Source organism: Neorhizobium sp. S3-V5DH (assembly GCF_004343065.1).
GTDB classification, from domain to species: domain Bacteria; phylum Pseudomonadota; class Alphaproteobacteria; order Rhizobiales; family Rhizobiaceae; genus Neorhizobium; species Neorhizobium huautlense.
The window spans coordinates 19,384-40,667 of sequence record NZ_SMCL01000028.1 but is presented as its reverse complement, the minus strand read 5'-3'; the positions used below and the strand labels follow the sequence as shown (position 1 = coordinate 40,667).

Sequence of the window (21,284 nt, the reverse complement as noted above, 5' to 3'; positions counted from 1 at the left end):
ACCCCTGATGGGCAGATCATCAGGGGTGCTTTTCATCTTTTGTTCTCTACGATCCAGACAATCGCCGGAATACAGGCCAATACGATCGGCAAATATGGCAGGAAGACAAAAGGTTTCCTCAAGAGAGACCAAAGCACTGCGGATTTGCCGTACCAGCGGCCATATTCCTCCATCCACGCCCTTCTTATCTGATAAGGCCTGAGCGCTCCGTCTTCGATCTCTCCCCGGAAATAGCTCTCCAGAAGATCTATTCTATGGATGTAGCTGTATTGGAAGGATTTCCATATCCCTTCAAGGAACCAAAGGCACAGGGCGACCAGAGCTGTCGCCAACACCAGCCCGAGAGAGCCCTCCTTCAGCGCGATCCCCAGACCGCCCGCCAGAAGGGGTGCTGACCATGACTTGATCGTCAGTGCCCGGGTGTCGAACGTCTCGTACTGGTTTTGCAGCATGGTATATTCTGCAGCTAACTGATCTCGGAGTTCCGCCATAGTTCTTTGCTCGCTATAGGTGTATGGCGAATTCATCACACCCATCGGCGAAATGCAACAGAAAATTGCATGTATCCCTGCGCTCTTACATCTTGGGAATGTGCCACTGGTATTGGGTGGCTGCGACCTATCGCTTAACAGTGAGGCCGACGCCGGCGCGGACGATGCGATTGTCGGAGCTGCCGCCCTCGGCGCGTTCGTATTCCACGTCGCCAGTGAGATCGAGATAGCGGTTGATTGCCCAGCTGAGGCCGGCGCCTGCCACCCAGACGGTTTCGTCGCTCTGGCCGCTCGGAAAGTCTCGCAGCGTCGTGCTGCCGGTGAGGCGGGCCACCACATTGTCGCGCAGCTCATGGGCGACTGCAGCAGTCAGCTGATATTCGACCCAGCCGCTCTGGCCGGGTGCAGTCGAATCCTGAACCGTGGTGCGCAGGCCGAGATCGACATCAGTGCCGCGCTGCGGCGACCATATGGCGTTGCCGTTGAAGGTGATGGCATCGACCGACTTGAGGCGGCTGTCCTCGTAGTCGACAAGTTCGTAGCCGGCGCCGATTTCGCCCCGCAGCTTCTCGCCGAGATCGAATTCCACGCCGGTGCGCGCCGCATAGCTCTGCGAGGAGCGGGCATAACCTGAACTGTCTCGCTTCAGGTCGTAGAATGTGTGGCCCGTCGCTACTTCCACGAAGGGAATGAGCGCGGGCGAAAGCTCGTAGCCGAGCCGCAGCCTTCCGTCGATGCCGGTGCGGTTGCGGTCCTTCATGCTGATGGCCGTGCCGTCGGAGAGTTCGGCATCTGTGTAGATGGCACGGGAGAGGTCAACCGCTGCCGTGCCGCGGATCTTGCCGAAGTCGCGCTCGACGGACAGTCCGCCGTTCAGTTCATGGACGCCCGGCTGCGTCGCTGCGCCGCCGACGGCATTCGGATCGTAGTCGTCTTCCCGGCTGAAGCGATAGCCGCCGGTGATATGGGCTACCGTATCGTCCGCCAGATCGAGCCTGAGGTCCGCGTCGACCTGGGCCTCCGGCTGAACGTCGTCCTGGCCGCCATGAACGTTGCGTTCGAATATGCCTTCGCCGGTGACGGTCAGCGAATGGCGCGACCAGTCGGAGGACAGGGTGCCGCGGATCGCGGTGGAGAGATAGTCGCGGCGGGTGCTGGCGCCGTTCGATCGGGTCCGCTCGGTCTCTATGCTGTTGTTCACCGACGGGCGAAGAAGAAAACTCCCCAGCCGTATGCCGGTCGGGTCACCCGGTTCGCGCGGCTGCTCCTGGGCTTCGAGCGGTTCGGCGCCCGGATCAAGAGGCTGCTCGTAGGGTTGGTTCAGGTCCTCCTCGTAACGGGGCTCTTCATCCGGCCGGCCGGTGTTTGCCGGCAGCGAGCCGGTCGCCATGTTCGGATCCGCCTGGTCGGTGGCGGAAGCCGGATCGGAAGCATTGGCGCGCTGCTGTGCCGACGTTCCGGTTGCGGGGTGGGCCGCCGTGGCAGAGGACGCGGTGTTTGTCAGCGACGGCAGGGAGCCGTTGCGCGGCGGAAAAGGGCTGGCCGTCTGGGCGATGGCAGGCGAAGCAAGCGCCGAACAGGCCAGCAGCAGGCCGACCGCCGCGCGGCGCCGGTCACGCGTCCTGCCTGTCTTCGTGGTGATGGTCATGGGCCTGCCTGGGCGATCGAATGCTTACCCAAACGTAAAGCCATGTGGTTAATGTTTGGTTGCGGCAACGTGTCCGCCAGCGTACTTGGCCGCGGGATGCCGAACCTGATGGACTTGGCAGGCGAAAGGCGCTAAGGCTTCGCCATGATCAAGAGAGCTTTGCAACTGGTCGAAAACGACGTCGTAGATTCCGCATTGAGGACAATTTCCTTCGGGAAACAGGGGCTTAATGCGCTTGAGATCGCCCTGCAGAACGGCCTCGGCGACAGTTTCCGGAAAGCGGTGGAACTGATCGGCGAGATCGACGGCCGAGTGGTCGTGACTGGTGTCGGCAAGAGCGGACATATCGGCCGCAAGATTGCAGCCAGCCTCGCCTCCACCGGCACGCCCTCTTTTTTTGTACATCCGGTTGAAGCCAACCACGGCGATCTCGGGATGATCGCGCCCGGCGACGTGGTGCTCGCGCTGTCCTGGGGTGGCGAAACGGCTGAACTTCAGGGCATCGTTTCCTTTACCCGCCGCTTTTCCATCCCGCTGATCGCCTTGACCTCAGGCGCAATCTCGACGCTCGCTCGCGAAGCCGACATCGTTCTGCTGCTGCCGCGGGAACAGGAAGCCTGTCCGCATGGCCTGGCTCCCACCACGTCGACGCTGATGCAGCTTGCCATGGGCGACGCGTTGGCGGTGGCACTCCTGGAAGCGAGGGGCTTTTCCGCCACCGATTTCCGCGTCTACCATCCGGGCGGCAAGCTCGGAGCGATGCTGTCGCATGTCAGCGACCTCATGCATACCGGAGACCGTCTTCCGTTGGTCAAGAAGGGCGTTTCCATGCCCGAAGCGATCCAGGAACTGTCACGCAAGCGCTTCGGCTGCGTCGGCGTCGTCGATGAAAATGGATGCCTTTGTGGCGTCGTGACGGATGGCGATATCGCCAGACACCTGCATCTCAATCTCGGCGAGACGCTCGTCGACGACGTAATGACCGAAAATCCGAAGACGGTCGGCAGAGAGACGCTTGCCACGGCCGCCATGGCGATCCTCAACAAGCACAGTATCGGTGCGCTGCTCGTGGTCGATGACGAGCGCCGGCCGGTTGGTATTGTGCATTTCCACGATCTGTTGCGCGTCGGCGTCGCTTGACGCCGGGTTCGGCTCCCAGCGATTCTCGGGCGAGATGAACTACGCTACTTCGACCGTGAGGTCGCGTCCACTTGCCGCCACCACTTTCACCTGCGTGCCGGCGGGCAGATCAGGACCCATGACCGACCACCATGTATCGTCGAGCCGGATGCGGCCGCGGCCCTCAGTAATTGGCTCATGAAGGGTCGCCGTGCGCCCGACCAGGCTTTCGCCGCGGCGGTTGAGCATGGGTTCGTCACTCGTCTGGCTGCGCTTGGCATAGAATCGGCGGCCGGCAAGGGCGAAGGAGATCGACAGCAGCGCGAAGAGGACGAGCTGGAGCTGCCAGGTCCAGAAGCCGGAATCCCATAACAGCAGCGACAGCGTGCCGATGACGATGGCGGCGGCCCCGATCCAGATCAGGAATACGCCGGGAGCCGCAAGCTCTGCCGCCAGCAGAACGAGGCCGAGAATCCACCAGCTCCAGAGGCCGAGACCCTTTACCAGTTCTTGAAGCATGTCGTCAGGTCTCAGAAGGTGTCGAGGGCTGGGCGAAAGGGTTGGCGGGCGATGTCGTCAATTTAGGCCCTGTCGGCGTACGAGGAGGCGCGGGCGCGCGCGGCGGCGCCTGCGGCGCTGGTCCGTCACCGAAGACTTCCCGGGCGATGGCGCCGATGCCGCCGAGCGAACCGATCAGCGACGAGGCCTCCATCGGCATCAGCACGATCTTCGAGTTGGGGGCCTTGCCGATTTCAGCCAGGGCCTCTGTGTATTTCTGGGCGACGAAATAATTGATGGCCTGGACGTCACCAGCGGCGATCGCCTGAGAGACGGACTGGGTCGCCTTGGCTTCCGCTTCGGCAAGACGTTCGCGTGCCTCCGCTTCCCGGAAGGCCGCCTCGCGCTCGCCTTCCGCCTTTAGCACCGCCGCCTGCTTGGCGCCTTCCGCACGCAGGATCTGGGCGTTGCGCGAGCCTTCCGCCTCGAGGATCTGAGCCCGCTTTTCGCGTTCCGCCTTCATCTGGCGGGCCATGGATTCGACCAGGTCGGCCGGCGGCTGGATATCCTTGATCTCGACGCGGGTGACCTTGATGCCCCAGGGGCCGACCGCCTCGTCCACCACCCTCAGAAGCCGCTCGTTGATCACTTCGCGGTTGGAGAGCAGCTCGTCCAGATCCATCGAACCCATGACCGAGCGGATATTGGTCATCGTGAGATTCTGGATAGCGTTTTTGAGATCGGAGATCTGGTAGGCGGCCTGGGCCGGATTGAGGACCTGGTAAAAGGCGACGGCGTCTGCGGAGACGCTGGCATTGTCACGGGTGATGACTTCCTGCGTCGGAATATCCAGCACCTGCTCCATGACGTTCATGCGGGCGCCGATGCGATCTATGAACGGCGTAATCAGGTTGAGGCCCGGCTCCAGCGTGCGGGTATAACGGCCGAAACGCTCGACGGTATAGCGATAGCCCTGCGGCACGGTCTTGATCCCGGCAAAAAGGATCAGAATGATCAGCAATACGAAGCCGATCACCACAATATCGAACCCACCCAGCTCCATTTGACCCTCTTGTGCTTTCCCAGTCCGCCTGTTCGGACGCTGCCGATCCTATTCAACAGCTCACCTATTCACAAGCGGCGGCGATGGTTCTAGAACGCGCTCTGAAAATTCCGGTCGCAGCCTACCCGGTCAAAACAAGGACACCATAGATGAAGGTTATTGTCGTCTGCTCAGGCGGACTGGATTCCGTTTCTCTCGCCCACAGGATGGCGGCGGAGGAGCAGTTGTTGGGATTGATCTCCTTCGACTACGGCCAGCGCCACCGCAAGGAGCTCGACTTCGCAGCCGCCTGCGCCACGCGGCTCGGGGTCTTTCACGAGATCATCGACATGCGCGGGATCGGTGGCCGGCTTACCGGTTCGGCCTTGACCGATGACTTGGATGTGCCGGACGGGCATTATGCGGAAGAGACGATGCGGATTACCGTCGTGCCGAACCGCAATGCCATCATGCTGGCGGTCGCCTTCGGGGTTGCTGCGGCAAGACAGGCGGAGGCGGTGGCGATTGCGGTGCATGGGGGCGATCATTTCATCTATCCGGATTGCCGGCCGGGCTTCATCGATGCCTTTCAGGCGATGCAGGACCATGCGCTCGACGGTTACGCCTCGGTCAAGCTGCTTGCGCCTTATGTCCATGGCTCGAAGGCGGATATCGTCGCCGACGGCGCGCGACACGACACGCCGTTTGCCGAAACCTGGTCCTGCTATAAGGGCGGCGCGCGCCATTGCGGCCGCTGCGGCACCTGCGTCGAGCGGCGCGAGGCCTTTCACCTGGCCGGCATCACGGATCCCACCGAATACGAGGATCCGGATTTCTGGAGGGCAGCGACGGAAGGGTTCAGGGCGGAGGAAACCAGCTGAATGCCGGAAGTTATGGAAAGGCAGGGCCCTCCCATCTAAAACCGTCATTGGATCATCAGCGCCGATCGGTCTAGGTCTCGATGTCCTGCAGGAGGTGCCTCGATGAAGCTTCAATTGATCCGCAATGCGACGCTCAAGCTTACTTATGCGGATCGCACCATTCTGATCGATCCATATTTCGCGCCCCGGCACAGCCTGCCGTCCTATACCGGCAAGTCTCCCAACCCACTGACGGACTTGCCGCTTTCCACGGAGGAGATTTTGCACGGCGTCGAACTGGTGATCGTCTCGCATCTCCATTCTGACCACTTCGATTCGGTGGCCAAGCATCTTGTCCCGAAACACCTGCCGCTGATCTGTCGGCCGGGGGATGAGGCAGCGATCTCCGGCGAAGGTTTCGTCGATGTGACGCCGCTCAAGAATGAGATCGTCTGGCAAGGCATCACGATCACGCGCTGCGAGGGCAGCCACGGGCTTGGTCCGGTTCTGGAAAAGATGGGGTCGGTGATGGGACTGACGCTTGCCGCGCCCGGTGAGCCGGTAATTTATTGGGCGGGCGATACAGTCCTTTATCCACCGGTGCTGGAGACGGTGGAGCGTGTCGCGCCCGATGTCATCGTCAGCCATTCGTGCGGCGCTCGCTGGGACGGCGACCTTATCGTCATGGATGCGGCGGAAACCGTGGCGCTCTGCCAGTCGGCGCCGGAGGCGACCGTGATCGCCGTGCATATGGAGGCGCTCGATCACGCCACCGTTTCGCGCGCAAATCTGCGCCAGGCGGCTGATACGGCGGGAATCGGCCCGTCGCGCCTGCTGATCCCGGCCGACGGCGATATGATCGAGCTGCCGGTTCGCTGGAAGCGCTGACCCGGGACGGTATCAGGAGGATGGGATGCGGAGCCGGGTTACACCCAGCCCTGCAGTTCGCGGCGCACCACTTTTTCGAGCACCGTCATGCCGCCTTCGCTGTCGTTCAAACAGGGGATATGCACGAATTTTTCGCCCCCGTGATGATGGAAGATCTCGCCCGCTTCGCCGGCGATTTCTTCGAGCGTTTCGAGGCAATCGGATACGAAGCCGGGATTCATGACGGCGATGCGCTTGACGCCTTCTTCCGCCAGCTTCTCGACCGTCTTGTCCGTATAGGGCTGCAGCCATTCCTCCGGCCCAAAGCGGGACTGGAAGGTGATCATGAAATTCTTGTCGGTGAGCCCCAGCGCTTCCTTCAGCAGCCGCGCGGTCTTCTGGCAGTGACAGTAATAAGGATCGCCCGCCTTGAAATAGGATTGCGGGATGCCGTGGAACGAGGCGATCAGCATTTCCGGTTCCCAGTCGAGGGTCGCATAGGTCTGCCGAACGGAGTTCGCCAGCGCTTCGATATAGGCCGGATCGTCGTGATAGGGCGGGACGGTACGCACGGCCGGCTGCCAGCGCAGCTTCATCAGATGTTCGAAGGCCTTATCGTTGACTGTTGCGGTCGTGGAGGCTGCGTATTGCGGATAGAGCGGAAAAAGAACGATCTTTTCGCAGCCCTTTTCTTTCAAGGCATCAATACGCTCGGCAATTGAAGGTTTGCCGTAGCGCATGGCCCAATCCACCACGACATCAGGCAGATCCTTGAGCCGTTCGGCCATCAGCTCACCCTGGTTGCGGGTGTAGGTGCGCAGATAGCTCTCGTTCAGATCCTTGTTCCAGATTTCCTCATAGGCCTTGCCGACCTTCTGAGGCCGCTTGTTGAGCACGATGCCGTAGAGGATCGGGTACCAGTAGAGCCGTGACCATTCGATGACGCGCCGGTCGGAGAGGAATTCGGCGAGATAGCGCCGCATCGACCAGTAGTCCGTGCCGTCAGGCGTGCCGAGATTGACAAGCAGCACGCCGACCTTACCGAAACTCACTTTGGGATGATCAGGAGGCATGTGGGCGTATGATGATGACATGCGGATACTCTTGTTCCAATGGCTAGGCGCCGGTGAATTGCACGTTATCTAGAAACAAATGCCGGCCCGGAAAAGCCCGGACCGGCATTTTGACAAGAGACAAATTGTCCAGTCAGGAGGATGGCCTATTTCGCCGGCAGTTCCAATTCCTTGCCGACCTGGATGAGGTCCGGATTGGAGAGCGAATTGGCCTTGGAAATCTTCGTCCACTCTTCGCCATTGCCATAGGTGCTCTCGGCAATCTTCCAGAGCGAATCGCCCTTGACGACCGTGTATTTGGTCGGGCCTGCCGGCTGGGGAGCAGCCGGTGCCGCCGGAGCGGGTGTCGCCGGGGCTGCTGCTGTCTGAGCGGGAGCCGGGGCGGCGGGGGCCGCAGGTGCAGCTGGAGCGGCAGCAGAAGGAGCCGGTGCCGTCGGGGCTGCAGCGGTCGGCGCCGGCGGAGCGGCCGGAGCCGGCTTCGGCGGCGGCGTGTAGCTCGCCGGCGTCAGGTCGGTGATGCGGCCATCGGTGTAAGGCTTGTACGGGTTGTGGGCGCCGAGATAATCGGCCAGCGCCAGTTCCAGGTTCGGGCCGAAGTCATAGGCATTCTGGGCGCCGGTGGCGAAGACCTTGTAACCGTCACCGCCGCCGCGGACGTAGTTGTTGGTGACGACGCCATAGGTCTTGTTCGGATCGATCGGAACGAACTTGTCGCCTTCCTTGACCTGCACGTCGCTGACCTTGGATCCGGCCGGCTTGGACTTGTCGAAGGAATATTTGAGGCCGGAAACCTGCGGGAAGCGGCCGGCGCCGTCATCGATCTGGCTCACGCCGTTTTCCAGCGCGGCGACAACGTCGGAGCCTTTGAGCTGGAAGGTCGCGATCGTATTCTGGAAGGGAAGAACGGTCAGGACTTCACCCATGGTGATTTCGCCGGCGTCGATCGAGGCGCGTAAGCCCCCGCCATTGGCGATCGAGATGGTGATGCCCTGGTCCTTCACACGGTCGAGCTGGGCATCTGCCACGAGATTGCCCATGAAGCATTCCTTGGCACGGCAATTGCGGCGATCGCCGTCGATGACCGCTTCGGATGCTCCGACGACCTTCTTCTTGAGGTCCTCGATCGGTGCCTTCAACTCGTTGATCCGGTTGGTCATGGCCTGATCGGGCTGGAACTTGGAATCCATCAGGATGGGTTCGCCGCTCGCTTCCTTGACCATGCCATTGTCATCGAAGACGACCTTCAGGTCGCCGAGATACTTCGAATACTGGTAGGCCTGGACAACCGGAACCTTGTAGCCGGCGGGGTTGTCGGACCAGGTCGGATACGGACCCGCGGCGTCCTTGACGGTGTTGGAGAGCAGCGTGTGGGTGTGGCCGCCGACGACAACGTCGACATCCGGGATCTTGGCGATAGCTGCAAGATCGCGCGGATAGCCGACATGGGTCAGCGCGATGATCTTGTTGACGCCTTGGCCTTTCAAGGCCTGCACGGCTTCGGTGATCTTGGCGACGTCTTCGGCGATCTGGATATTCGGGCCCGGATTGGCAATTTCCGGCGTGTCGTTGGTGACGGCGCCGACGATGCCGACCTTCTGGCCGCCGACTTCGAGCACGATCGACGGCTTGATGCGGTCGCCGATCTTGGCAGCTGCAGTCGGCACGACATTGGCGGTGACGACCGGGAACTGGATCTTGTCTAGGAAGGTGGCGAGGACGTCGTCGCTGTCGTCGAATTCGTGGTTGCCGACGGTCATGGCGTCGAACTTCATGGCGTTCAACACTTCGGCTTCCGTCGCACCCTTGTAGGTGGTGTAGAAGAGCGAACCCTGGAAGTTGTCGCCGGCGTTCAGCAGGATGACATTCTTGTTCTCAGATTTCAGGCCATCGCGGGTCTGGTTGATCGCCGTCAACAGGCGGGCTGCGCCACCGAAGCATTCGTTCTTTCCGGCCTCTTCCGCCGAGCAGGTGGAATCGCTCTTGTTGATGGCTTCGATGCGCGAATGAAAGTCGTTGATGTGCAGGATATTGAGCTCGTAGTCGGCGAGCGCCGCGCCGGTTGAAAGGGCGATGACCGAAGCGGTCGTCAACCCAAATCTCAATGTCTTCATCATCTGATTTCTCTCTCCTATTTTTACCGGCCGGCTTCTCGCCGCCTCGCCCCGATTGTTCTAGCGTCCCACCGTGACAATCGTTGTGCAGCGCATGTTTTCATCAAGACCAAGCGGTTTCAAGGGAAATATGACAAGGTTGTGCGAGCGCGTGGTTCTTCCCAAACGCGAAAACCCCGCCGAGGCGGGGTTCCGGAAAACTAAAAATACCGACTCTTAGCTGCGGCGCGTCAACGAGAACTGGGCGCCGCTGTCCTGCGTGCAATTGAGCTGGCTCGGATTGACCAGCGCGCAATTGACGCGCGACTGGGTCTTTCTCACCAGCGACGTCATGTTGATCTCCACCAGCGTTGGCGACAGGCTGGTATAGGTGCCCGAGGCGAGCAACGTGTTGCTGTCACTGGAACGCGTGTTGAACGTGCCGGCCTGGAACGAGGAGACGATGCCGTTCGGATCGACCCAGGTGCCTTCGACGCCCTGAGGCTGAGCCGGCGCCGATACGCGGGTCGGCTGCGGAGAGGAAACGCAGGCGCTCAGGCTGGCAGCGGCGATGAGCACAAGGCTCGCTTTGATTTTCATGATCTGTCTCCCGCGACTCGGTCGTCCCATTCGGCAAAACATGCCGTTCGGAACCTATGTAACGCAAGATGTGGCGTTGAAAAGGCAGAAGTTTCGAGAGGCAAAAACCGCCTGTCGATAACAGGCGGTTTTGCACATGCGAGCGTCAGCGGACGAGGATGTTCCTGAACTGCCACGGATCCCTCTCGTCGAGGTCTTCCGGGAAGAGGCCCGGGCGGCCGTCGAGCGGGGTCCAGTCGGTGTAATGGCCTTCGACCGGGCCGAGATAGGGAAGCTGGACTTCCAGGCAACGCTTGTAGTCGATCTCGTCGGCTTCGACGATGCCGGCGCTCGGGTGTTCGAGCGCCCAGACCATGCCGGCAAGAACGGCCGAGGTGACCTGCAGCCCGGTGGCGTTCTGGTAAGGCGCGATGCGGCGGGTTTCTTCAAGCGACAGGCGCGAACCGTACCAGTAGGCATTCTTCTCGTGGCCGTAGAGCAGCACGCCGAGTTCATCGATGCCGTCCTCCAGCTCGTCCTCGTCGAGAACGTGGTGGACCGGCTGCGGATTGCCGCCATTGCCGAACATCTCGTGCAGCGACAGCACGGCGTCGTTGGCCGGGTGGTAGGCGTAGTGGCAGGTCGGGCGGAAGGTGACTTCGCCGTCCTTGTCGCGAACCGTAAAATAGTCGGCGATCGAGATCGATTCGTTATGGGTGACGAGGAAGCCGTATTGCGGGCCGGGCGTCGGGCACCAGGTGCGCACGCGGGTATTGGCGCCGGGCTGTTCGAGATAGATCGCCGCCTGGCAGCCCTTCTTGTGCCGCTTGGCGTTCTTCGGCATCCACTCTTCATGGGTGCCCCAGCCGAGCTCGGCCGGCTGCATGCCTTCGGAAATGAAGCCTTCGACCGACCAGGTATTCCAGAAAACGTTGAGCGGCTTCGGATGTTTCGTGCGCTGGGTGTCGCGTTCGGCGATATGGACGCCCTTGACGCCGAGCTTCTTCATCAGCTTTGCCCAGCCTTCGCGGTCATGCTGGCTCGGCTCGTCGAACTTCAAGCCGATGTCGTTGGCAAGGTTGACCAGCGCCTGCTTGACGAACCAGGAGACCATGCCCGGATTGGCGCCGCAGGTGGAAACGGCGGTTGCGCCGCCCGGGTTCTTTTCCTTTTCCTTGCGCACGGTTTCACGCAGGGCATAATTGGTGCGGTCGGCATTTTTCATGTTCTTGTCGAAATAGAAGCCAAGCCAAGGCTCGACGACCGTGTCGATGTAAAGAACGTTCAGCTTGCGGCAGAGCTTCATCAGGTCGAGCGAACCGGTGTCGACCGAAAGGTTGACGCAGAAGCCCTGGCCACCGCCCTTCGTCAGAAGCGGCTTCAGGAGATCCTTGTAGTTGTCTTTCGTCACATATTCCTTGATGTGACGGACGCCGTGCTTGGCCAGGATGCCCGTCTCGTCGTCGCGAGGATCGATGACAACCATCCGGCTCTTGTCGAACTTGAAGTGGCGTTCGATCAGCGGCAGCGTGCCGCGGCCGATCGAGCCGAAACCGATCATCACGATCGGACCGCTGATTTCGGCATAAACCGGATAGTTAGGCTCTGACATATCTTTCTCCTTCGGATCGGCAGCCGAACGGCCGCTGGCCCGCTTCTTCGGCAGTGGACGGATGACCTTTGCGCACGCGCAATTCGCGGCGCTCTAGATCATAAAACCGCGTCACAATAAAGAGGCTGCCGGCCTTTCCGGAAAAATCTGGGATTTATCCAACTGTCGCGGGATTGGTTGCCATTTTTCGCAGCATCGCGATTAGGCTGTCGCGTTTCCGGAGCAGACCCTTGTAGTCAGCCTGCTCCGGTGTCAGGGCTTCGAGCTGATCGGCGAACGACGAGGCAAGTTCCTTGCCGTTCGGCTGGCCCGCCAGCGCGGTGACCGGATCGAGATAGATACGGATGGTGAAGAGGATATCGCCCGATACGGGCATCTTCCGCAGCGTCTGGCGTTCGACGCGGACGAAGGCATCTCGCGGTTGCATCGGATCAGTTTCGTGGGCGGGTTGAGAGGCCGGTCGATAGAGGGCATAGCCCCAGTTCACCGACCAGTTCCAGCGCACGACGAAGCGATCCGGCGACAGGTTGTCGAACATGCGGTTGATGAGGCCGGCATTGCGGCTGCCGCCGGCAAAGTCCGGGACCGGCGCATGTATCTCGTCCATCACCTTGCCGAACTTGTCGGCGAGCGACCAGGAGGAGGGGAAGGCCAGGAAGGCGGCAGCGATGCGCCAGCCGTTATCGCCCTTGCGCATGATGACGAGATCGTCCTGTACCAGGAAGCCGGCCGAAAGAAGCGGCGGCGAGCGGTCGTCGGCAAGATCAACGGTGTGGCCGGCCATTTCCATGAGGCTGCCGGTCCGACGATAGATGGCCGGATGGTGGGCCGGGAGATATTCTGCAAGCGCGTCGATGATTTCCTGCTGGGCTTGCTCCGTGCCGGGCTCGGCGCGGAAAACCCGTTCCCCATGCTCCGCGAACAGCTTCTTCTTTTTCGAAAGATGATAGGCGAGATCTCCGTCTGGCTCGATCCAGCGCGCAGGATCGAGTTGCAGAAGCCCGATGGTGAAGGGCGTCGAGGAGCCGTCATAGGGCGTGTAGCTGAGGTTTTTTTCCATCATGCCGTTCGATTGTCGTTTCAGCATCGGTTTAAGCCATATTCACTCAGTTGTAAAAATTGCCCGCGGGGACTTGGAACAAGAAAGCGCAGCCCTACAAATTATACTGCAGTGCAGCATGCGGGGCGTAATTGGATGAGACTATCCAGCAGGGCGGTTTATATCGTCGCGGAAATGTTCAGGGCATGGGGGCCGCGCGAGGCAGCATTGAAGGCCTGGACACGGATATCGCCGCTGCAGGAGGAGGCCCAGAGAAGCCGCAGCGAGTGGCGCACGTGGCTCCTTTTCTGGGTGGTCTTTCTGATCGGTTGCACCATGGCGGTCATAGTGGCTTCCTCAAAGGAGCGCGGCGGCCCAGGGGCGGCTTTCCTTCCGATCCCCGAAATGCCGGAAAGTCTCTAGGAGCCCGCTATTCCGTCGCCGTGCCCTGATGGAAGACCATGCGCCATTTGCCATCCGCATCCAGACGCCAGATGGAGCTGCGGTTGGTAAACTGCCTGTTGCCGTCCGCATTGAGCCGCGTGCCGCGATAGGTGGCAAGCGCTATCGTCTCGCTCAGCATCGAAGCGGCAAAGTTCGAAATCGAACTGTTGGCCGGTCCATCCTCCACCACCAGACGGGTCATGATGTCGTTGAACGTATAGGCAAGGCCGGAACGCCCGAACTCGCGGAAGTCGGGCGCCAGGAGCTCGCGCAGCCTTGCCTCGGAGCTGCGGACCTCGCGCGTCTGCAACGCCGTTTCGAGTGAGAGAAGGTGGTCGGTAAGTGATTGCGGCGGCGCGGGCATCGATGTCTACCCCGCGTTTCGGCGGGCGACCTTGTCGTCGCTGACGCGTTCGGCCTGTTTTTCGCGACCTGCGAGCTCGGCGGCGATGAGGCCGCGAAGCGAATTGCCGACGAAGAGACGGCGACCATCGAGGTCTTCCGCGCGAAGTATCTGATTGCGCGCCTTTCCCTCGCGGATCAGCTCGGCCCGCAATATGCCCGGCAGAAGTCCGCTCATCAGCGGCGGCGTGAGCAACTGTCCGCCTGCATCCTCGACGAAAACGTTGGTGATCGTGCCTTCGCAGATTTCGCCGCGCTCGTTGAGGAGGATTACCTCGTCGGCCTCATCAGGCGAAAATTCGGAGCGGGCCACTTCATAGGGTTCCCGCCGGGAGGTCTTGTGGCGGAACAGGGGATCGTCCGAAGTAAGTCTTGTGGCCGCAACCCGGATACGCCACACCGTCCCGGCCGGAGCGGGGATGAAAGGCGTTGTCGTGATCTCGACCTTGCCGCGGTAGGTCATGACGAGGCGAACGCGCAGGGCGGCGTCGCCACCGGTGGCCGCCTCGAGCTGCCTGAGCGTATCCGGCGGCGGCGGGCGGAATCCGAGGGCATCGGCCGAGCGCTTGAGCCGGCGCAGGTGCTGTTCCAGGCGCAGAAAACCCGAATCCGGTTCCCAGCGCATCGTTTCGATCAGCGAGAAATCCATTGATCGCCTACCGCAAAACGTGCCTTCAGAAGACACTCATCATACTCGGCCTTGGCCTCGGAGTCGAAGACGATGCCGCCCCCGACATTGAAAACTGCCTTGCCGTCATTGAAAAGCGTGATCGTGCGGATTGCCACCGAAAAACGCATGGGGCCGGCGGGATCGCAATAACCGATCGCACCGCAATAGACATCGCGGGGGCGGGCCTCCAGCCGGGACAGGATCTGCATGGCCCACATCTTCGGTGCTCCCGTGATGGACCCGCAGGGAAACAGCGCCGCAAGGATCTGCGGGAAACCCACCTCGGGCAGGAGTTTTGCCCGCACATGGCTCACCATCTGGTGGACGGTCGGATAGGTCTCGATCGCGAAGAGTTTCGGGACGGACAGCGTGCCGACCTCGCTGACGACAGAGATGTCGTTGCGCAGGAGATCGACGATCATGCGGTTCTCCGCCTGGGTCTTTTCGTCCGCAAGCATGGCTTCGACGATGGCTGCGTCCTCTTCGGCGGTTTGGCCGCGCGGCGCCGTCCCTTTCATCGGATGGGTTTCGATGAAGCGCTCGGCATCGACGGAGAAGAAGAGCTCCGGCGATCGCGACAGGACGATCGGACCGCCGAGGTGGACAAGGGCGCCGTAGCGAACGGGCTGGCGGGCGACGAGAGACCAGAAGGCCTGACGCGGATCGCCCTGCCAGGCGGCGGTGATCGGCATCGTCAGGTTCGCCTGGTAGCAGTCGCCGCGACGCAGATGCTGATGGAGGCGGTTGAACCGTTCCTCGTAGGTTGCGAAATCCCACCCGGCGCGCGGTTCGCTAAGGAACGAGCCCTCGGAGGAACCGTCGTCGACGATTGCGCCGGGCGGTCCTGCTAGCGGATGCTCGCTGCCGGAAGGCTTGTCGAAGATGCCCATGGCGATCAGGGGCGTTGCCCGGTTGTCGACGATCAGCGGCCGGAGCTTTTCCTCGAACACATAACCGGCCTCATAGGAGATATAGCCCGCGAGCCAGCGGCCGGCGCGGCGTGCTTCTTCCAGATGCTGCAACGCCGGCAGAACCTCGGCGGCAGTGCGGGCAAAGACGACCTCCTTCGGCCGGTCGAAGACGAGGCTCCGGCCGGCAGGATCGTCGCGAAAGAGCGCGTAGGGCGCCTTCTGCTCCATCGGGATACTCAGGCGCCGTTGTCCAGAGCCTCCAGCTCGTCGATCAGGCTTTCGATCATCGACAGGCCCTTCGACCAGAAGGCCGGGTCGGTGGCGTCGAGGCCGAACGGCTCAAGGAGTTCCGAATGGTGTTTGGTGCCGCCCGCCTTCAGAAGCTCGAAATACTTCTGCTGGAAGCCCGGTGCGGCGTTCTGGTAGACCGCGTAGAGCGAATTCACCAGGCAGTCGCCGAAGGCATAGGCATAGACGTAGAAGGGCGAATGGATGAAGTGGGGGATATAGGTCCACCAGCTTTCATAACCCTCCGAAATCCTGATCGCCGGCCCCAAGCTTTCGGCTTGGACCGACAGCCACAATTCGCCGATCTGTTCGGCCGTCAATTCGCCTTGCTTGCGGGCGGTGTGGACCTTGCGCTCGAACTGGTAGAAGGCGATCTGGCGCACGACCGTGTTGATCATGTCCTCGACCTTCTGGGCAAGCATCGCCTTCCTCTCGCGCTTGTCCCTGGTGTTTTCGAGGAGCGCGCGGAAGGTCAGCATCTCGCCGAAAACCGAGGCGGTTTCCGCGAGCGTCAGCGGAGTCTGGCACATCAAGGCACCCTGATCGCCGGCGAGCACCTGATGCACCCCGTGGCCGAGTTCGTGGGCGAGCGTCATCACGTCGCGCGGCTTGCCCATATAATTGACGAGCACATAAGGATGGGCAGAGGGCACGACCGGATGCGCGAAAGCGCCCGGTGCCTTGCCCGGTCGTACCGGGGCGTCGATCCATTCCTCCTCGAAGAAGCGGCCGGCGATCTCGGCCATTTCCGGCGCAAAACGCCGATAGGCGGAAAGCACTGTTTCCTTTGCATCGGTCCAGGGAATAAGGGCAGTCGGGGCCTCGGGCAGCGGCGCATTGCGGTCCCAGAAATTCAACTGCTCCATGCCGAGCCATTTTGCCTTCATCGCATAATAGCGGTGCGACAGCCGTGGATAGGCATCCTTGACCGCAGCGGCCAGCGCATCGACGACTTCACGCTCGACGCGATTGGCGAGATGCCGGCTGTCGGCAATATCCTGGAAGCCCCGCCAGCGATCGGAGATTTCCTTGTCCTTGGCGAGCGTGTTGGTGATCAGCGTGAAGACGCGGAGGTTTTCGTGGAAGGTCCTGGACAGCGCGACTGCGGCCTTGGCGCGGGTTTCCGGCTGCGGCTCCTGCAGCATGTTGAGCGTCACTTCGAGCGGCAGCTTCTCGCCGTCCACCTCGAAGCGCAGCTCCGCCATGGTTTCGTCGAACAGCCGGTTGAAGGCGGCGGCGCTGGTCATCGATTTTTCGAGGAAGAGCTGTTCCAGCTTGTCGTCGAGCTGGAAAGGCTTGTCCTTCCTGAGGTCGACGATCCAGGGCCGATAATGGCCGGCGGCCGGATCGCGATCCATGCAGACATCCATGACCGCGTCCTCGATGCGGTTCAGCTCGAGCGCAAAGAAAAGCAGATGCGACGACAGATCGGTCAGCTTCGTCTGCACGTCGCCGTAGAACTTGCCGTTGGCCGGATCCGTCGTGTTGGAAAAATAGGTGAGGCCGGCAAAGGAGCCGAGCTTGCCGAGGAGATCGTCCAGCGCCTCGTATTCTTTCAGCGCCTCGCCGAGCCCGCCGGCGCCGGTCTTTGCCGCGGCACCGGAAAGCTTACCCTTCCACTTCTCCTCGAAGGCGAGCGAAAGTGCCTCCGCCTTTTCCATATCTGCCGCGAAGGTCGGCGCGTCCTTGGCAGGATAGAGATCCGAAAGCTTCCAGACCGGCAGCAATCCGAGCGCCGGGTCGGAAGCGGCGCCGCCTGCGGCAATCGCGGCGGGAATCTCACGGCACACGGTTTCTGGTCGTCTCATCGCCTTGTCCTTCTGATATTACGGTCCGGTTTATGCGAAGTTGTTTTCATCGCCCTCAGTTAAAATGCAAGCTTTTCTCAAAAGGGGATGTTCAAGCCTTTCTGACACAACCGGCTACATAAGAGCCCGAAAGGGGGCACGATGAACGTAGCCGGGAGCCGAGCATGATTGCGCAAATCCTCGTTGTCGATGACGATCCGATTCAACGCCGCCTGTTGAAGAATGCTGTGGAGCGATATGGCCACGCCGCCCACCTCGCCGAAAACGGTCTCGTTGCGCTTGAGTTCCTGAAGCGAACCGCGGTCGACATCAACGTCATCGTGCTCGACCTGATGATGCCGGAGATGGACGGCTTGACCTTCCTCTCGGCGATCCGGGAGCTCGGCATCGAGACGCCCGTGATCGTCCAGACCGGACAAGGCAGCATCGATTCGGTCGTCCAGGCGATGCGGGCCGGGGCGTTCGATTTCGTCGTCAAACCAGTTTCGCCGGAGCGGATCGCGGCTTCGGTCGCCAATGCGCTGAAGCTCGACCAGAAGGAATCCAAAGCCCGTGCCGGCAGGCGCCAGCGCCCCGGCACCGTCGGCTTCGGCGATATCGTTTCGGCAAGTCCCGACATGCTGCGGGTCATCGATCTTGCACAACGTGCCGCTCATTCGAACATTCCAGTGGTTCTGGAAGGCGAATCGGGCGTCGGCAAGGAAATGATCGCTCGCGCCATCCAGTCGAACGGGGACAGGGCCGGCAAACCATTCATCACCGTCAACTGCGGCGCCATTCCGCACAATCTTGTGGAAAGCATCCTTTTCGGCCACGAGAAGGGCGCCTTCACCGGCGCCTCGGAAAAGCATACCGGCAAATTCGTCGAGGCGGACGGCGGCACGCTTTTCCTGGACGAGATCGGCGACCTGCCGCTCGATGTGCAGGTGAAGCTGCTGCGCGCTGTGCAACAAGGCGAAATTGAGACAGTCGGCGCCGCCAAAGTGCAGAAGGTGAATGTCCGCCTCATTTCGGCCACCAACAAGGATCTGATCGAGGAAGTGCGTGCAGGCCGCTTCCGCGAGGACCTCTATTACCGCCTCAACGTCTTCCCGATCACGATCCCGGCGCTGCGTCGCCGCAAGGAGGACATTCCGCATCTCGCCCGCGTCTTTGCCGAGCGCTTCTCGACCGAGCAGAAGCTGTCGAAGACGCTGACAGTCGGCCCAAGCGCTCTAGCGCTGCTGACGGCCTACGACTGGCCGGGCAATATCCGTCAGCTCGAGAATGCGGTTTTCCGGGCCGTGGTGCTCGCAGAAGGCGACGAACTGACCGACGCGGATTTCCCGCAGATCGCAGCGCAGGTGCCGGAATTCCATTCGGCGGAACTGGTCGCAACCGCTGCCGCTCCGTCGCCTTCCGTCGCCGCCGACCGCGCCATGCGCGAGGCTCTCGCCGAATCGCCCGTCTTTGCCAACAGCGAAAAAGCGCGCGCCGGAAAGCCGGATCCGAAGGCCATGCTGGCGGCGGCCTATCCGACGGCTGACAATATCATCGTCAGCACCGACGAGACCGGCGAGGTGCGAAAGCTCGCTGACGTGGAGGAAGAGCTCATCCGCTTTGCGCTCAAATTCTATCGCGGCCAGATGAGCCAGGTCGCCCGCAAGCTCGGCATCGGACGATCCACCCTTTACCGGAAACTCAAGGATTACGGCATCGACCCTGACGATCCGTTGAAAGAAGCAGCGTAGGAACAGTGCATTAGAAATGATTAACCTTCGCGCAAGGAAGTCCTGTCAACCTCTGTCAATCTCCTATTAGTCAATTGTTGACTATACGGAATAAGGTTGTACATGTGTGGCACATTTGCCATCGTGTCACCGCAATTGACAGTCATTTGAGGCAACGTGGGACGTTGTCGACAGGACGGGGATCGTTTTGCCGGATCAGTATGCAAAAGAAACGCCTTCGGGTGAGAAGGCGCCGGGCGGCAAAGCCGGGCTTATGGGAACTTTCACCAAGCACGTCGTTGCCGCAGCGTTGCTGCTTTTGACGGCGTTTCCTATTCTTTCCGGCTCAGCCACCCAAGCTGCTGCCGAAGATCGCAGCCTGAAGCTTTATTTCGTGCACACAGGCGAAAAAGCAGTCATTACCTTCAAGCGGAATGGCAGATACGACCAGCGCGGCCTGCAGCAGATCAACCAGCTCCTGCGCGACTGGCGCAAGAATCAGCCGACCAAGATGGACCCGCGGCTTTTCGACCTCGTCTGGGAAGTCTATCGCCGTTCCGGTGCCTCCGATTACATCCACGTTGTCTCGGCCTTTCGTTCGCCTGAAACCAACGGCATGCTGCGTTCGCGGTCCCGAACCACGGGCGTTGCCAAGAACAGCCAGCATATGCTCGGCAAGGCCATGGATTTCTACATACCGGGCGTGAAGCTTTCTACGCTGCGCGCGCTCGCCATGCAGATGCAGGTCGGGGGCGTGGGCTTTTATCCGAAATCCGGTTCGCCCTTCGTGCATCTCGACGTCGGCGGTGTTCGCGCCTGGCCGCGCATGTCGCGCCAGGAACTGGTGCAGATCTTCCCGAAGGGCAATACCGTTCATCTTCCCGCTGACGGCAAGCCGCTGCCGGGTTATGAACAGGCGCTTGCCGACTACAAGAAACGCGTCAGCTCCAGCTCGATCCAGATCGCCAGCACCGCCGGCGGCGGCATCCGCGGCGAGGAGACCGGCCGCAAGCGGCAGCCTAACCTGCTGGCCTTCCTGTTCGGCGGCGGTGGTGCCGACGAGGAGGAGGACAACGAGGAAAGCAGCACGCCGGCCACCGCGCAACGTCCGGCACCGGCCGCAAAACCGGCACCGGAAGAGGAGCCTGCGGCTCCCGTGATGGTCGCTTCGGCTGCGCCGCAGCCGCCTCAGGCCGATATCGCAGCACCCGTTCCGCTTTCGCGTCCGGCCTTCCGCTCGGATGCGGCCCCTGGCGGCTTTGCGACCGCGCTTTATTCGCCGGCACGCAATCCGGCGCAGGAAGCTCTTGCGATCCAGGCCTCCGCTCAGGCCAATATGCAGCAGAACGGCGAGAACTTTGCGGATCTTTCCGCCTATGAGATCCCGGTTCCGACCCTGCTCGGGCCACGTGGCCTGAAGGGCGATGCCGACAACGGCGTGATGACGGCCTCCGTCGGCCCGATGCAGCCGCCGCAGGAGATGGCCGCTATTCCGCTGCCTGCTCATCGCCCTGCCGCGGCGGCAGCTGCTCCGGCTTCGCGGCACGATGCCAACGAACAGGAACTGACGCCCGAACTCGTGGCTGCCCTTTCGCAGAGTGTCGAGCCTGCGCGCCAGGCAATGCCATCGGCGCCTTCGGCCGCCGTTCCGGTCCCGGCGCAGCCCAAGGCCGCGGCTCTACCCGCACCGCCAGCCGTGCCGGTCCAGAAACCGGTCCAGACGGCTGCCGTTTCGCCGAAGGTCATCCAGTCGTCTTCCGCCAGGAAGGGCATGCAGTTCGGCGACGGGTTCGATGCGCCGAAGACGCCAGTCGCTGCCTCCACCGGCGCCTTGCCTGCGCCGACCAAGGGCGGCCGTACAGCCCAGCCTGCCTCCCAGGCATCCAGCAAGGGCCTGACCGGCGATATGGTTGCGAAGTGGGCTCTCAACAATAATCGCGCCGAAGAGGTCGCTTCCATGAAGGCGCCGCGCGTGACGAACCGGACGCTGAATGCCGACTATTCGGCAGCCTATTCCGGCGGCGGCTTCAAGCCGGTTGCCGCAGCGGTGGCGATCGATCCCAACCGCTTCAGCGGCCCCGCGAACTGAACCGCTCGAGAATTCGCAGCAAGAAAAAACCCGCCGAGTGGCGGG

Annotated in this window: 19 protein-coding genes; 5 read left to right on the top strand and 14 right to left on the bottom strand. The window is 61.6% G+C overall.

Annotation, left to right across the window (positions count from 1 at the left end):
- Positions 1-32: 32 nt before the first annotated feature.
- Positions 33-491, bottom strand: a complete 459-nt coding sequence (locus tag EDE09_RS25420) for a hypothetical protein (protein WP_105374537.1) — start codon at positions 489-491, stop codon at positions 33-35.
- Positions 492-618: 127 nt separating this feature from the next.
- Positions 619-2,139, bottom strand: coding sequence for an outer membrane beta-barrel protein (locus EDE09_RS25415; RefSeq protein ID WP_105374536.1), 1,521 nt, complete (start codon positions 2,137-2,139; stop codon positions 619-621).
- A 144-nt stretch (positions 2,140-2,283) separates the two neighbouring features.
- On the opposite strand from EDE09_RS25415, the gene EDE09_RS25410 reads away from it, so the two are divergent.
- Positions 2,284-3,279, top strand: a complete 996-nt coding sequence (locus tag EDE09_RS25410; protein WP_105374535.1) for a KpsF/GutQ family sugar-phosphate isomerase — start codon at positions 2,284-2,286, stop codon at positions 3,277-3,279.
- Positions 3,280-3,318: 39 nt separating this feature from the next.
- Here EDE09_RS25410 and EDE09_RS25405 read toward each other — a convergent pair whose 3' ends face one another.
- Complete coding sequence (locus EDE09_RS25405; RefSeq protein ID WP_105374534.1) at positions 3,319-3,777, bottom strand: NfeD family protein; 459 nt, start codon at positions 3,775-3,777, stop codon at positions 3,319-3,321.
- Positions 3,778-3,781: 4 nt separating this feature from the next.
- Positions 3,782-4,819 carry an SPFH domain-containing protein gene (locus tag EDE09_RS25400; RefSeq protein ID WP_105374533.1) on the bottom strand — a complete coding sequence of 346 codons (1,038 nt, stop codon included), beginning with the start codon at positions 4,817-4,819 and terminating at the stop codon, positions 3,782-3,784.
- A 149-nt stretch (positions 4,820-4,968) separates the two neighbouring features.
- Here EDE09_RS25400 and queC point away from each other — a divergent pair, with 149 nt between their 5' ends.
- Positions 4,969-5,679 carry a 7-cyano-7-deazaguanine synthase QueC gene (gene queC / locus EDE09_RS25395; RefSeq protein ID WP_105374532.1) on the top strand — a complete coding sequence of 237 codons (711 nt, stop codon included), beginning with the start codon at positions 4,969-4,971 and terminating at the stop codon, positions 5,677-5,679.
- A 102-nt stretch (positions 5,680-5,781) separates the two neighbouring features.
- On the top strand, positions 5,782-6,546 hold the full coding sequence (locus EDE09_RS25390) for an MBL fold metallo-hydrolase (protein WP_105374531.1): 765 nt from the start codon (positions 5,782-5,784) through the stop codon (positions 6,544-6,546).
- Positions 6,547-6,584: 38 nt separating this feature from the next.
- Here EDE09_RS25390 and hemH read toward each other — a convergent pair whose 3' ends face one another.
- From hemH to EDE09_RS25345, 10 genes are all read right to left on the bottom strand, one after another.
- On the bottom strand, positions 6,585-7,619 hold the full coding sequence (gene hemH, locus EDE09_RS25385) for a ferrochelatase (protein WP_105374530.1): 1,035 nt from the start codon (positions 7,617-7,619) through the stop codon (positions 6,585-6,587).
- A gap of 125 nt (positions 7,620-7,744) precedes the next feature.
- Entirely contained in the window at positions 7,745-9,712 is a 1,968-nt protein-coding gene (locus EDE09_RS25380; protein WP_105374529.1) for a 5'-nucleotidase C-terminal domain-containing protein, read from the bottom strand.
- 213 nt (positions 9,713-9,925) lie between these two features.
- Complete coding sequence (omp10, locus tag EDE09_RS25375) at positions 9,926-10,288, bottom strand: outer membrane lipoprotein Omp10 (protein ID WP_105374528.1); 363 nt, start codon at positions 10,286-10,288, stop codon at positions 9,926-9,928.
- Between the two features lie 145 nt (positions 10,289-10,433).
- Positions 10,434-11,879: a homospermidine synthase gene (locus tag EDE09_RS25370; RefSeq protein ID WP_105374527.1), complete on the bottom strand. Its 1,446-nt coding sequence runs from the start codon at positions 11,877-11,879 to the stop codon at positions 10,434-10,436.
- 154 nt (positions 11,880-12,033) lie between these two features.
- Positions 12,034-12,966: a DUF3445 domain-containing protein gene (locus tag EDE09_RS25365; RefSeq protein WP_132413207.1), complete on the bottom strand. Its 933-nt coding sequence runs from the start codon at positions 12,964-12,966 to the stop codon at positions 12,034-12,036.
- 131 nt (positions 12,967-13,097) lie between these two features.
- Positions 13,098-13,265, bottom strand: coding sequence for a hypothetical protein (locus EDE09_RS28370; protein WP_157949106.1), 168 nt, complete (start codon positions 13,263-13,265; stop codon positions 13,098-13,100).
- A gap of 83 nt (positions 13,266-13,348) precedes the next feature.
- A complete protein-coding gene (locus EDE09_RS25360) occupies positions 13,349-13,726 on the bottom strand; it encodes a DUF4440 domain-containing protein (RefSeq protein ID WP_105374525.1) in 378 nt (125 codons plus the stop codon).
- A gap of 6 nt (positions 13,727-13,732) precedes the next feature.
- Positions 13,733-14,413, bottom strand: a complete 681-nt coding sequence (locus tag EDE09_RS25355) for an aminotransferase class IV family protein (RefSeq protein ID WP_105374524.1) — start codon at positions 14,411-14,413, stop codon at positions 13,733-13,735.
- Positions 14,398-15,573 (bottom strand): aminodeoxychorismate synthase component I, encoded by a 1,176-nt coding sequence (locus EDE09_RS25350; RefSeq protein ID WP_105374523.1) that lies wholly within the window; start codon positions 15,571-15,573, stop codon positions 14,398-14,400. Before EDE09_RS25350 ends, EDE09_RS25355 begins: the two co-directional genes overlap by 16 nt.
- 8 nt (positions 15,574-15,581) lie before the next feature.
- Positions 15,582-17,441, bottom strand: coding sequence for a M3 family oligoendopeptidase (locus EDE09_RS25345; RefSeq protein ID WP_105374522.1), 1,860 nt, complete (start codon positions 17,439-17,441; stop codon positions 15,582-15,584).
- Positions 17,442-17,605: 164 nt separating this feature from the next.
- Here EDE09_RS25345 and EDE09_RS25340 point away from each other — a divergent pair, with 164 nt between their 5' ends.
- Together EDE09_RS25340 and EDE09_RS25335 are read left to right on the top strand one after the other, a co-directional pair.
- The gene (locus tag EDE09_RS25340) at positions 17,606-19,171 is read left to right on the top strand and encodes a sigma-54 dependent transcriptional regulator (protein ID WP_105374521.1); all 1,566 of its coding nucleotides are present in this window, start codon (positions 17,606-17,608) and stop codon (positions 19,169-19,171) included.
- Between the two features lie 253 nt (positions 19,172-19,424).
- Positions 19,425-21,239, top strand: a complete 1,815-nt coding sequence (locus tag EDE09_RS25335; protein WP_105374548.1) for a DUF882 domain-containing protein — start codon at positions 19,425-19,427, stop codon at positions 21,237-21,239.
- Positions 21,240-21,284: the final 45 nt, after the last annotated feature.

What these genes read in the sequence shown, in the direction of transcription:
- EDE09_RS25420 (WP_105374537.1), bottom strand. Translation starts at nt 491, where the DNA reads ATGGCGGAACTCCGAGATCAGTTAGCTGCAGAATATACCATGCTGCAA.
- EDE09_RS25415 (WP_105374536.1), bottom strand. Translation starts at nt 2,139, where the DNA reads ATGACCATCACCACGAAGACAGGCAGGACGCGTGACCGGCGCCGCGCG.
- EDE09_RS25410 (WP_105374535.1), top strand. Translation starts at nt 2,284, where the DNA reads ATGATCAAGAGAGCTTTGCAACTGGTCGAAAACGACGTCGTAGATTCC.
- EDE09_RS25405 (WP_105374534.1), bottom strand. Translation starts at nt 3,777, where the DNA reads ATGCTTCAAGAACTGGTAAAGGGTCTCGGCCTCTGGAGCTGGTGGATT.
- EDE09_RS25400 (WP_105374533.1), bottom strand. Translation starts at nt 4,819, where the DNA reads ATGGAGCTGGGTGGGTTCGATATTGTGGTGATCGGCTTCGTATTGCTG.
- queC (WP_105374532.1), top strand. Translation starts at nt 4,969, where the DNA reads ATGAAGGTTATTGTCGTCTGCTCAGGCGGACTGGATTCCGTTTCTCTC.
- EDE09_RS25390 (WP_105374531.1), top strand. Translation starts at nt 5,782, where the DNA reads ATGAAGCTTCAATTGATCCGCAATGCGACGCTCAAGCTTACTTATGCG.
- hemH (WP_105374530.1), bottom strand. Translation starts at nt 7,619, where the DNA reads ATGTCATCATCATACGCCCACATGCCTCCTGATCATCCCAAAGTGAGT.
- EDE09_RS25380 (WP_105374529.1), bottom strand. Translation starts at nt 9,712, where the DNA reads ATGATGAAGACATTGAGATTTGGGTTGACGACCGCTTCGGTCATCGCC.
- omp10 (WP_105374528.1), bottom strand. Translation starts at nt 10,288, where the DNA reads ATGAAAATCAAAGCGAGCCTTGTGCTCATCGCCGCTGCCAGCCTGAGC.
- EDE09_RS25370 (WP_105374527.1), bottom strand. Translation starts at nt 11,879, where the DNA reads ATGTCAGAGCCTAACTATCCGGTTTATGCCGAAATCAGCGGTCCGATC.
- EDE09_RS25365 (WP_132413207.1), bottom strand. Translation starts at nt 12,966, where the DNA reads ATGCTGAAACGACAATCGAACGGCATGATGGAAAAAAACCTCAGCTAC.
- EDE09_RS28370 (WP_157949106.1), bottom strand. Translation starts at nt 13,265, where the DNA reads ATGACCGCCATGGTGCAACCGATCAGAAAGACCACCCAGAAAAGGAGC.
- EDE09_RS25360 (WP_105374525.1), bottom strand. Translation starts at nt 13,726, where the DNA reads ATGCCCGCGCCGCCGCAATCACTTACCGACCACCTTCTCTCACTCGAA.
- EDE09_RS25355 (WP_105374524.1), bottom strand. Translation starts at nt 14,413, where the DNA reads ATGGATTTCTCGCTGATCGAAACGATGCGCTGGGAACCGGATTCGGGT.
- EDE09_RS25350 (WP_105374523.1), bottom strand. Translation starts at nt 15,573, where the DNA reads ATGGAGCAGAAGGCGCCCTACGCGCTCTTTCGCGACGATCCTGCCGGC.
- EDE09_RS25345 (WP_105374522.1), bottom strand. Translation starts at nt 17,441, where the DNA reads ATGAGACGACCAGAAACCGTGTGCCGTGAGATTCCCGCCGCGATTGCC.
- EDE09_RS25340 (WP_105374521.1), top strand. Translation starts at nt 17,606, where the DNA reads ATGATTGCGCAAATCCTCGTTGTCGATGACGATCCGATTCAACGCCGC.
- EDE09_RS25335 (WP_105374548.1), top strand. Translation starts at nt 19,425, where the DNA reads ATGGGAACTTTCACCAAGCACGTCGTTGCCGCAGCGTTGCTGCTTTTG.